The following is a 10,719-nucleotide window of genomic DNA, read 5'->3' as shown; positions in this document are numbered from 1 at the left end:
CCCGCGAGCTGCCGGTCACCGGTGCCGCGCGGCTGATCACGCTGCCGGACGCCTGGAACCATTCGCCCAAGCTCACCGCGCCGCTGTGGTACCAGCTGCGCTTCGACCTGCCCGCCAGCCCGTCGCCGGCCACGATGCAGGGGCTCTACTTCGAGCGGCTGTGCGCCGCCTACGAAGTGCGCATCAACGGGTTCCGCCTCGCCGCCCGCGGCAACGTGTCGGCGCCGCAGCCCTACAACTGCCTCGATCCGGTGCTGATCACACTGCCGCCGGCGCTGCTGAAGCGCGCCGACAACCAGCTCGACATCCAGATTTCCGCGCAGGTGCGCTCGCAGGTCGCCGTGAGCGAACACGCGGGCTACCTGTCGCCGGTGCGCATCGGGCGCATGGATGTGCTGGAAGAGGAACTGCGCCGTGCCCGCACCTTCAACGTCAGTGCCACCCAGGCGCTGGCGCTGCTGGCCGGGCTGGTCGGCGCGGCGGCACTGGCGCTGGCGACGCTGAGCCGCCTGCCCTACCTCGGCTACTTCGGCGCGGCCAGCGTGGGCTGGGCGCTGCTGTGCGCGCTGCTGACGGGTGCGCGGCTGCCGATGTCGGTGGTCGCCCACGAGTGGCTGATCGGCGCGCTGATGCCGCCGGTCGCCGTGGCCAGCATCCTCTCGCTGATGCGCTACAGCGGCATCAAGGTGCGCTGGCTGGAGCTGTCGGTGGCGCTGCAGAGCATCGTCGTGCCGCTGAGCCTGGTGATCGCCGCCCCCGACCGCATCAGCATGATCACCCATCCCTGGACGGTGATCCTGTCGCTGGAAGTCGCGGCCGCGACTGCCGCCTTCCTGCACCGGGCCTGGAACTTCTCGCCGGCCGATTTCTGGGTGGTCTGCGCGGCCCTGGTCACGGGCTTGTTCGTGCTGCTCTTCGAAGCACTGTTCGTGCCGGTCACGCTGCTGCTGCCGGGCAACCATGCGCTGAGCATCGCGGCCATGGTGATGTTCTCGGGCATGGTGCTGCGCCTGTACCAGCAACTGCGCAGCGAGGTGCTCGTCGCCGAGCAGGGCCGCGCGCAGGCCGAGCGCCGGGTGCAGGAAATCTCCGCCGACATCGAGAAGAACTACAGCCACATGGCCGAACTCCGCGTCGAGCAGGTCACCGCCAAGGAGCGCAAGCGCATCGCCGCCGACCTGCACGACGACCTGGGTGCCAAGCTGCTGACCATCGTCCATACCAGCGACAACGAGCGCATCGCCACCCTCGGCCGCGAAGCACTCGAAGAGATGCGGCTGTCGGTGCGCGGCCTGGGCGGGCGCGCGATGCAGCTCGGTGACGCGATCGGCGACTGGCGCAGCGAGGTGATGATGCGCATGTCGCAGGGCGGCGTCGAGCTGAACTGGAACACGCCCGACGACCTGCTGATGAGCGAGCGGGCGATGAGCGCGCGGGCGTATGTGCAGACCACACGCATCCTGCGCGAGGCGGTGAGCAACATCCTCAAGCACAGCGGCGCGACCCACGCCGAGATCTCGATCCGCCAGGACATCAACGACTTCGAGCTGACCATCTCCGACAACGGCAAGGGCATTCCGATGGAACTGGACGGCAAGCTCGACCGCGGCCACGGCATGTCCACGATGAAGGGCCGCGCCAAGCAGCTGCAGGGCCAGTGCCTGGTCGAATCCGGCCCCGGCTACGGCACGACGATCCGCCTGACACTGCCGCTGTGAAGCTACCGAGCCCAACAGGTCGTCATCGTTCACGAATGTCCGGCATTTTCGTAACCAAGTTCATCTTCCCCCTGTGGCGGCCGATATAGACGTCACACTGCCATCCGACAGTGCGCAGGCCACCTGGTCCGCCCGAGGAAAGCCCATGAAAACCATTCTGCTGCTCGAAGACCTTCCCGAAATCCGCGCCTGGCTGCGCGCCCTGGTGATGCAGGTGTTTCCCGGTTCGACCGTGGTCGAATCCGCACGGGTCCACGACGCGTTGCAGCAGGTCACCGCCCACCGCTTCGATCTGGCGATGATCGACCTCGGTCTGCCCGACGGTTCGGGCGTCAAGGTGGTGCAGGCGCTGCGCGAGTCGCAGCCGGATGCGCAGTCGGTGGTGGTCACCATCCACGACGACGACGACCACCTCTTCCCCGCGCTGCAAGCCGGTGCCTACGGCTACCTGCTCAAAGAGCAGCCGCGCGAGCAGCTGATGGAACACCTGCAGCGCATCAGCCAGGGCGAACCACCACTGTCGCCGTCGATCGCGCGCCGGATGATTTCCTACTTCTCGGCCCAGGCCAACAAGCCGGCGCTGCAGCCCTACCCCGCCGCCGACACGCTCATGCCCAATGTGCAGCTGACCGAGCGCGAGCGCGAGGTGCTGCTGCGGGTGGCCAAGGGCTTCACGCTGCCGGAAATCGGCGTGCAGCTCGGCTTGAGCCGCCACACGATTGCCGACTACGTCAAGCAGATCTACCGCAAGCTCAACGTGAGTTCGCGCGCCGAAGCAGCGCTGGAAGCACAGCGCCTGGGCCTGTTCCGCCGCTGATGGCCCCCAGGCCGGCGGGTCGCCCCGCGCATAATCGCGCCCCATGATCGGACGACTCACCGGCACCCTGGCGGAAAAATCCCCGCCCCAGATCCTCATCGATGTGAACGGCGTCGGCTACGAAGTCGACGTCCCGATGAGCACCTTCTACCACCTCCCGCACCTCGGCGAGCGCGTCACGCTGCACACGCACTTCGTCGTGCGCGAGGACGCGCAACTGCTCTACGGCTTCCTCACGCCCGCCGAGCGCGAGACCTTCCGCCAGCTCATCCGCATCACCGGCGTCGGCCCGCGGATCGCGCTGGCGGTCCTCTCGGGCATGAGCGCAGGGGAACTGGCGCAGGCGGTCAGCACACAGCAGGCCGGCCGCCTCGTCAAGGTGCCTGGCATCGGCAAGAAGACCGCCGAGCGGCTGCTGCTCGAACTCAAGGGCAAGCTCGGCCCCGATCTGGCGCTGCCGGGTGCGGCGGCGCAGACCGATGCGCAGTCCGACATCGTGCAGGCGCTGATCGCGCTGGGCTACAACGAGAAGGAAGCAGCGGCAGCGATCAAGCTGCTGCCGACAGACATCGGCGTGAGCGACGGCATCAAGGCAGCGCTGAAATCACTGGCGAAATAACCAGTCCTTCGCACCCGCAAGCGCCTGCGAGCAGGCCTTTGACGGACAATCGCCCGCATGGCCATCCAGACCGACGACTTCGCCCCCGCCCCGTCCAAGCGCATCGTCAGCGCGGCACCCAGCACCCCGCAGGAAGAGGCGATCGAGCGCGCCCTGCGCCCGAAACTGCTCGATGAATACGTTGGCCAGGCCAAGGCACGCGAGCAGCTGGAGATCTTCATCGGGGCCGCCAAGAAGCGCTCCGAGGCCCTCGACCATGTGCTGCTCTTCGGCCCGCCGGGTCTCGGCAAGACGACGCTGTCGCACATCATCGCGGCCGAACTCGGCGTGAACCTGCGCCAGACGAGCGGCCCGGTGCTGGAGAAACCCAAGGATCTGGCGGCGATGCTGACCAACCTGGAGAAGAACGATGTGCTCTTCATCGACGAGATCCACCGGCTGAGCCCGGTCGTCGAGGAAATCCTGTACCCGGCGCTGGAGGACTACCAGATCGACATCATGATCGGCGAAGGCCCGGCGGCGCGCTCGATCAAGCTCGACCTGCAGCCCTTCACGCTGGTCGGCGCCACCACCCGCGCCGGCATGCTGACCAACCCGCTGCGCGACCGCTTCGGCATCATCGCGCGGCTGGAGTTCTACACGCCCGAGGAACTCTGCCGCATCGTCACGCGCTCGGCCGGGCTGATGGGCGCGCCGATCGACGCCGAGGGGGCGATGGAGCTGGCCCGCCGTTCCCGCGGCACGCCGCGCATCGCCAACCGCCTGCTGCGCCGCGTGCGCGACTACGCCGAGGTCAAGGGCGACGGGCGCATCGTCAAGCTGATCGCCGACAAGGCGCTGACGATGCTGGACGTGGATCCGAAGGGCTTCGACGTGATGGACCGCAAGGTGCTCGAAGCGATCGTGCACCGGTTCGACGGCGGGCCGGTCGGGCTGGACAACGTGGCGGCCGCGATCGGCGAGGATTCGGGGACGATCGAGGACGTGATCGAGCCGTACCTGATCCAGCAGGGCTATCTGCAGCGCACGCCGCGCGGGCGGATCGCCACGCTGGCCGCGTACCGGCACCTGGGCGTCACGCCACCGACGAAGGCCGGGGCGCTCGGCGCCGCGGGTGAGCTGTTCGGCGAGTAGGCCCGCCGCCCGCCACTCGGCCATTTCAACCGCTTCAGGACAGACTGTGTGCGGGCGTGCTGCCGCTGCGCCCGCCATCGCTGCTTTCTTCCAGCGCTGCACCGTCGAGGTGCTGCGTGTCCCCCCACCCGACCATCGTCAGCCGCGTGCCGGTGAACAGCAGCCGGTTGATGCTCGCATTGCCGAGCTGCCAGGTGCGCGGCGCCTCGATCGGCATGCCGCAGGCGGCGCGGTAGAGGCAGTCGAGCACACCGCCGTGCGCGACCATCACCACCGTCTGCCCGGGGTGCGCCGCCGCCAGCCGGTGCGCAGTCTCGATCGAGCGGGCGTAGAAGGTGCGCAGCGACTCGGCACCCTCGGGCTCGAAATCCGGCTCGCGGGACTTCCAGCGCTTGACCAGATCGGGGTGGATCGCCTCGATCTCGGCGACGGTGCGGCCCTGGAACAGCCCGAAATGGCGCTCGCGCAGCCCGGTGTCGTGCCGCACCGGCAACCCCATGCGCCGGGAGATCGCGTCCGCTGTCGCCGCTGCGCGCACCAGATCGGATGCGTACAGCACCGCAATCTCCTCGTCGACCAGGGCTTCGGCCGTCCGCTCGGCCTGCCAGAGGCCGGTGTCGTTCAGCGGGATGTCGAGCTGGCCCTGGATGCGGGTGTCGACGTTCCACGCCGTTTCGCCGTGGCGAATGGCCAGGATGCGGGTGCTGCTGCCGTGGCCCATCGGTTCAGATCCCGGCGCCGAGACGGCGGTTCAGCGTGTAGGTGCCCGTGAGGCTGGCCTGACCGAGCACATGGCCGGCGATCGCCTCGCGCACCTGCGCACCGGTGAACGCGCTCTCGACGGGACAGCGGTCCAGGTCGGTGGCATACAGCGTGAACACGTAGTGGTGCAGCAGGCTGTCGTTGAACGGCGGGAAGGGGCCGTCGTAGCCGAAGTAGTCGCCGGCCATGTCCGGGTTGCCGGCAAACCAGCCGGTGTAGTCGTTCAGACCGTGGCGGGCGCCATGCAGCGTGGCCGGGCCGGGCTTGCCACGTGCGGTGAACCCATGGCTGAATTCGCCTTCGGTCACGCCAGCCAGCGTCGGCGGCAGATCGACCACCACCCAATGGAAGAAGTCCACCCGCGGCAGATCAGCCGGCACTTCACGGTCGGTCTGGTTCACATCGTCGCCGCGGCTCGGCACGTCCGGGTCGTGGCACACCAGCACCAGCGAGCGCGTGCCGGCGGGCAGATCGTTCCACGCCAGGTGCGGGCTGACGTTGTCCGAGAACGTGACGCTGCTGGCAGCGTCCGGGCGTCCGGCGGCGTGGCGGGCGGGGATGGCAGCGCCATCGGTCAGGCTGTCGCTGTGCAGTTGCATGTCGGGTCTTCTTCGTTGTTCAGTGCCTGGGCCTGCAGCGTCAGACGCCCCAGACGACGTCCTTGTCAGCCTCGTGGGCGCGCTTGAGCATCTCGATCAGCGGCCAGGCGCGCTGGCGCAGGCTGACGTCCTTGGGCGGCGGCAACGTGCGGCCTTCGGCGGCGGCTTCGGCCTCGGCTTCGCGGCGGGCATGCTCCTCGTCGGCGATGCCCTGCTCCAGCGCCGCGATGGCGGCCGGCATCTGCGCGACCAGGAAGATGCCCTGTGCCGCGGGTGCACGGCCCACCAGCGCCATCATGCGGTCGCCGACCGGTGCGGTCATGATCAGATCACCGGCGGCCTTGGACTTGAACTTGTAGAGCATGGACATCCTCCTGCGTCATCGGGTTCGATGGGATGGAACGATTGTGCAGCAGGCTCAGTGCGCCGCGCTGTCAGCGGACACACCGAGTGCCGCAGCGATCTGCGTGCGCACCGCCTCGCCCAGCGCACGCCGGTCGAGCCCCTCGACGGGCTGCTGCGGCAGGATGTCGATGTGCACCACCAGCCCCTCGGCACAGACGATGGTCCAGAGACTCTCGGCCAGCGTCGTGTCGCCGATGTAGGCCGCTGCCGGACTGACGGCATGGTCCGGATCGGAAAAGCGCAGCGCCAGCGGCTGCAGCGGCGTGCCGGTGACGACGGCGGCCTGCAGCAGGTTGGCGTGGAAGGGCAGCAGGTGGTGGCCATCGGAGGTCGTGCCTTCGGGGAAGACGGCGACCGTGTCCCCCTCGCGCAGCGCCTGCGCCGACTGGTGCACCACGCGCAGCGCGTCGCGCTTGTTCTCGCGCTCGATGAACAGCGTGCCGGCAGCGCCGATCAGCCAGCCGAGCACCGGCCAGGCCTTGACGTCGGACTTGGACACGAAACGCGCCTGCGGACAGACCGAGTGCACCGCGGCGATGTCGAGCCACGAGACGTGGTTGGCGACCAGGAGCTGGGGACCGAGCTGGAAGCGCCCCATGGGCTGCAGGCGCATGCCCAGGAGCGCCAGCAGCTTGGCGGACCACCACTGGATGCGGGCGCAGCGGTGCGCGGCGCTGGCGCCGTCGAACTCGCGCCACGCCACCCAGACGCCGTGCAGGATGTGCACCACCACCCGGCCCAGGCGCCAGACCGCACGCACGCGGCGCAGCACCATCAGCGCGTCTCGTGGGCGACGGTGCCCGCCACGAGCGTGGTGCGCACGCGGCCGGGCAGCGCCATGCCGGTGTCGGCAAAGGCAAACGGCGTGTACTTGCCCTGGCTGAGCAGGGCATCCGGCGTGACGGGCCACAGGGCGTCCGGGTCGAACACGCAGACATCGGCCACGCCACCTTCGACCAGCCGGCCGGCGCTCGACGACAACGAGCCCAGCGCATCGCCCAGCACGCGCACCGGGTCCGACGTGACCCGTGCCAGCGTCGCCGGCAGCGACAGGCCCACGTCCGCGCCCCACTTCAGCGCCATGCTCAGCAGCAGTTCCAGCCCGGTCGCGCCTGGCTCGGCCTCGGCGAAGGGCAGCGTCTTGGCGTCGCCCTCGACCGGCGTGTGGTCGGACACCAGTGCGTCGATCGTGCCGTCGGCGAGTGCGGCGCGCAGCGCGTCGCGGTCGCGGCCCTGGCGCAGCGGCGGCGTCAGGCGCATGGCGGGGTTGAAGTAGCCGATGTCGATCTCGGTCAGGTGCAGCGAGTTGATGCTGACGTCCGCCGTCACCGGCAGGCCCTCGGCCTTGGCGCGGCGCAGCAGCTCGACCCCGGCCGCGCTCGACAGCCGGCACAGGTGGACCCGGGCGCCGGTGGAGCGCATCAGCTCGAAGATCGTGTGCAGCGCGATCGTCTCGGCCGCCACCGGCACGCCCGACAGACCCATGCGCGTGGCCACGCCGCCGCTGGCTGCGACGCCCTTGCCGAGCCAGTAGTCCTGCGGGCGCAGCCAGACGGTGTAGCCGTGGGTCGAGGCGTAGAGCATGGCGCGTTGCAGCACCAGCGTGTCCTTGACCGCCACCTCGGCCTGCGAGAAGCCGACGCAGCCCGCCTCGGTCAGCTCGACCATCTCGGTCAGCGTCTCGCCCTTGAGGCCCTTGGTCAGCGCACCGAGCGGGAACAGCCGGCACAGACTGAGCTTGCGGGCGCGGAACTTGAGCATCTCGACCAGGCCCGGCTCGTCGAGCGCGGGATCGGTGTCGGGCGGGCAGACCAGGCTGGTCACGCCGCCGGCCGCTGCCGCGTTCAGCTCGCTCTCCAGCATGCCCTTCTGCTCCTGGCCGGGCTCGCGCAGGCGGGCGGCCAGATCGACCAGGCCGGGGGCGACGATGCAGCCAGCGGCATCCAGCGTGCGGTTCGGGTGGAAATCGGTCGGCGTGCGGCCGATGCCGACGATGCGGCCGGCGGCGATCGCCACCTCGGTGACTTGGTCACGCCCCGAGGCCGGGTCAATCACGCGGCCGTGCTTGATCAGGATCTTCATGCTTCGTTCCCCGCGATGATCGACATCACCGCCATGCGCACCGCGATGCCGAAGGTCACCTGCGGCAGGATCACGCTGTGCCGCCCGTCGGCCACCGACGAATCGATTTCCACGCCGCGGTTGATTGGCCCCGGGTGCATCACGATCGCGTCCGGCGCGGCCAGCGCGAGCTTGTCCTCGGTCAGGCCATAGCTCTTGAAGTATTCGCCCGCGCTCGGCAGCATCGCGCCGCTCATGCGCTCGTTCTGCAGGCGCAGCATGATGATGACGTCGGCGTCCTGGATGCCCTCGGCCATGTCGTGGCAGACACGCACGCCCATCTCGCGCAGGTCGCCCGGCACCAGCGTCTTCGGCCCGACGGCGCGGATCTCCGGGACGCCCAGCGTGGTCAGCGCGTGGATGTCCGAGCGCGCGACACGGCTGTGCACGATGTCGCCGACGATGGCCACGCGCAGCCTGGTGAAGTCCTTCTTGTAGTGGCGGATCGTGTACATGTCGAGCAGCCCCTGGGTGGGGTGCGCGTGCCGGCCGTCGCCAGCGTTGACCACGTGGACATGCGGCGCGCAGTGCTGCGCGATCAGGTACGGGGCGCCCGACTCGCTGTGGCGGACCACGAACATGTCGGCGTGCATCGCGCTCAGGTTGGCGATGGTGTCGAGCAGGCTCTCGCCCTTGGACGCACTCGACTTGGCGATGTCCAGATTGATCACGTCCGCGCTCAGGCGCTTGGCAGCGATCTCGAAGGTGGTGCGGGTGCGGGTCGAGTTCTCGAAGAACAGGTTGAACACCGACTTGCCGCGCAGCAGCGGCACCTTCTTCACCTCGCGGTCACTGACCGACAGGAAGGTGGACGCCGTGTCGAGGATGTGGTGCAGCACCGCCTTGGGCAGGCCTTCGATCGACAGCAGGTGGATCAGCTCGCCGTGCTTGTTGAGCTGGGGATTGCGGCGCGACAGCATCAGCGGGTCTCCTGGACGGTGAAGCGGAAGCGGCCGGCGGCGTCGCGGTCGAGCGCGATCTGCTGCGTGGCCGGCAGCGCGATGCGGGCAGCGGCAAACGCCGGCTGGATCGGCAACTGGCGCCCGCCCCGATCGACCAGCACCGCGAGTTGCACCGAGGCCGGGCGGCCGAAGTCGAACAGCTCGTTGAGCACGGCGCGGATGGTGCGGCCGGTGTAGAGCACATCGTCGATCAGCACGATCGGGCGGCCATCCACCGAGAACGGCAGGTTGGTCGCGTCGGTGGTCGAACCCAGGCCGCGGGAGCCGAAGTCATCGCGGTGCATGGTGCTGGAGATCACACCGTGCGGCGTCGCCAGGCCCAGGTCGCGCTGCAGGCGTTCGGCCAGCCAGGCACCGCCCGACCACACGCCCACCAGCACCACGTCGGGCACGATCAGGCCACGCACACCGGCCAGCAGCTCGGTGTAGAGCGCCTCGGCGTCAAGGTGCAGACTCATCGGGGTTCCTTTCGTTCTTGTTCATCCAGATACTGGGTCAGCAGCAGGGCCGCCGCCGCCGCGTCGGCATCGCGGGCCCCACCGGCCAGCACCTCGGTGGTGCTGTAACGCTCGTCCACCTCGAACACCGGGAGCCGGAAGCGGCCCTGCAGCTGGCGCGCGAAGCGCTGCGCGCGGCGGGTATTGTCGTGGGCAGCACCGTCCGGGTGGAAGGGGATGCCGACCACCAGCGCGTCCGGCTGCCATTCCTGGATCAGCGCGGCGATCGTCACGAAGCGCGCATCGCCCTCGGCCGCGACCGTCGTCAGCGGCGTGCCATGGCCGAGCAGGCGGTTGCCGCTGGCCACGCCAGTGCGCTTGAGCCCGTAGTCGAAGGCGAGGAAGGTCTGGTGCGGGCGGGACGGCGGCAGCGGCGGGGTGCGCGCGGGCGGGGTGTCCGCCGCGGTCATGCGTGTCCCGCGTCTTGCGACAGCATCGCCGGATCGACCCCCAGCAGCGCCAGCGCACGGTGGTAGCGCTGCTCGACCGGCGTGTCGAAGATGACGGCGGGATCGGCGTCCACATTGAGCCAGCCGTTGCGCGCCATCTCGTCTTCGAGCTGTCCGGCACCCCAGCCGGCGTAGCCCAGCGTGATCAGCACGCGCTTGGGGCCTTCGCCACCCGACAGCGCTTCGAGCACGTCGCGGCTGGTCGTCATCGCCAGTCCGCCGGGGACCGAGAGCGACGAGGTGTAGGGCACGTGGTCGTCGGCCTGGCGGTCGTGGAGCACGAAACCACGCTCGGTCTGCACCGGGCCGCCGTAGTAGACCGGCGTGTCGGCCAGGTCCGGGCGGTCGAGCGTCATGTCCACGCGCTCGAACAGGTTGCTGACCGTGATGTCGATCGGTTTGTTGATCACCAGCCCGAGTGCGCCGCGTTCGGTGTGCTCGCACAGGTAGACGACCGAGCCGGCGAAGCTGTCGTCCGCCATGCCGGGCATGGCGATCAGGAACTGGTTGGTGAGGTTGATACTGCCAAGGGCGGACATGGCGCGGATTGTACCGATCGCGCAAACTGGCGGACATGCACAGCCTGCTCCCGCCCCCTCCCCGTCTGGACCCCGTGGACCGCGCCCTGGTCTGGTT

13 protein-coding genes are annotated in these 10,719 nt (G+C 69.3%); 4 read left to right on the top strand and 9 right to left on the bottom strand.

Features of this window, described 5'->3' with window-relative positions; genetic code table 11:
- The 4 genes from AB3X43_RS06235 to ruvB all read left to right on the top strand — a co-directional run.
- Positions 1-1,718 (top strand): sensor histidine kinase (locus AB3X43_RS06235; protein WP_369429001.1); only part of this gene is annotated, 1,718 nt, incomplete at its 5' end.
- A gap of 145 nt (positions 1,719-1,863) precedes the next feature.
- On the top strand, positions 1,864-2,535 hold the full coding sequence (locus AB3X43_RS06230; RefSeq protein WP_179633104.1) for a response regulator: 672 nt from the start codon (positions 1,864-1,866) through the stop codon (positions 2,533-2,535).
- 43 nt (positions 2,536-2,578) lie between these two features.
- A complete protein-coding gene (gene ruvA, locus AB3X43_RS06225) occupies positions 2,579-3,154 on the top strand; it encodes a Holliday junction branch migration protein RuvA (protein WP_369429000.1) in 576 nt (191 codons plus the stop codon).
- 57 nt (positions 3,155-3,211) lie between these two features.
- Positions 3,212-4,288 (top strand): Holliday junction branch migration DNA helicase RuvB, encoded by a 1,077-nt coding sequence (ruvB, locus tag AB3X43_RS06220; protein ID WP_369428999.1) that lies wholly within the window; start codon positions 3,212-3,214, stop codon positions 4,286-4,288.
- A 34-nt stretch (positions 4,289-4,322) separates the two neighbouring features.
- Here ruvB and AB3X43_RS06215 read toward each other — a convergent pair whose 3' ends face one another.
- The 9 genes from AB3X43_RS06215 to AB3X43_RS06175 are packed head-to-tail and all read right to left on the bottom strand — an operon-like array spanning position 4,323 to position 10,622.
- The gene (locus AB3X43_RS06215) at positions 4,323-5,009 is read right to left on the bottom strand and encodes a histidine phosphatase family protein (RefSeq protein WP_369428998.1); all 687 of its coding nucleotides are present in this window, start codon (positions 5,007-5,009) and stop codon (positions 4,323-4,325) included.
- 4 nt (positions 5,010-5,013) lie between these two features.
- Complete coding sequence (locus AB3X43_RS06210) at positions 5,014-5,649, bottom strand: YbhB/YbcL family Raf kinase inhibitor-like protein (RefSeq protein ID WP_369428997.1); 636 nt, start codon at positions 5,647-5,649, stop codon at positions 5,014-5,016.
- Between the two features lie 40 nt (positions 5,650-5,689).
- Positions 5,690-6,013 carry a DUF1840 domain-containing protein gene (locus tag AB3X43_RS06205; protein WP_369428996.1) on the bottom strand — a complete coding sequence of 108 codons (324 nt, stop codon included), beginning with the start codon at positions 6,011-6,013 and terminating at the stop codon, positions 5,690-5,692.
- A 54-nt stretch (positions 6,014-6,067) separates the two neighbouring features.
- On the bottom strand, positions 6,068-6,829 hold the full coding sequence (locus AB3X43_RS06200; protein WP_369428995.1) for a lysophospholipid acyltransferase family protein: 762 nt from the start codon (positions 6,827-6,829) through the stop codon (positions 6,068-6,070).
- Entirely contained in the window at positions 6,829-8,136 is a 1,308-nt protein-coding gene (locus AB3X43_RS06195; RefSeq protein WP_369428994.1) for a dihydroorotase, read from the bottom strand. Before AB3X43_RS06195 ends, AB3X43_RS06200 begins: the two co-directional genes overlap by 1 nt.
- A complete protein-coding gene (locus AB3X43_RS06190) occupies positions 8,133-9,095 on the bottom strand; it encodes an aspartate carbamoyltransferase catalytic subunit (protein ID WP_369428993.1) in 963 nt (320 codons plus the stop codon). Before AB3X43_RS06190 ends, AB3X43_RS06195 begins: the two co-directional genes overlap by 4 nt.
- Positions 9,095-9,595 carry a bifunctional pyr operon transcriptional regulator/uracil phosphoribosyltransferase PyrR gene (pyrR, locus tag AB3X43_RS06185; RefSeq protein WP_369428992.1) on the bottom strand — a complete coding sequence of 167 codons (501 nt, stop codon included), beginning with the start codon at positions 9,593-9,595 and terminating at the stop codon, positions 9,095-9,097. Before pyrR ends, AB3X43_RS06190 begins: the two co-directional genes overlap by 1 nt.
- On the bottom strand, positions 9,592-10,044 hold the full coding sequence (ruvX, locus tag AB3X43_RS06180) for a Holliday junction resolvase RuvX (RefSeq protein ID WP_369428991.1): 453 nt from the start codon (positions 10,042-10,044) through the stop codon (positions 9,592-9,594). The genes pyrR and ruvX overlap by 4 nt, the downstream gene beginning before the upstream one ends.
- Positions 10,041-10,622, bottom strand: a complete 582-nt coding sequence (locus AB3X43_RS06175) for a YqgE/AlgH family protein (RefSeq protein WP_369428990.1) — start codon at positions 10,620-10,622, stop codon at positions 10,041-10,043. The genes ruvX and AB3X43_RS06175 overlap by 4 nt, the downstream gene beginning before the upstream one ends.
- Positions 10,623-10,719: the final 97 nt, after the last annotated feature.

This window comes from Sphaerotilus sp. (assembly GCF_041083715.1).
In the GTDB taxonomy this organism is placed as follows: domain Bacteria; phylum Pseudomonadota; class Gammaproteobacteria; order Burkholderiales; family Burkholderiaceae_C; genus Sphaerotilus.
Note: the sequence above shows the minus strand (reverse complement) of the source record. Positions and strands in the feature narration are given on the sequence as shown.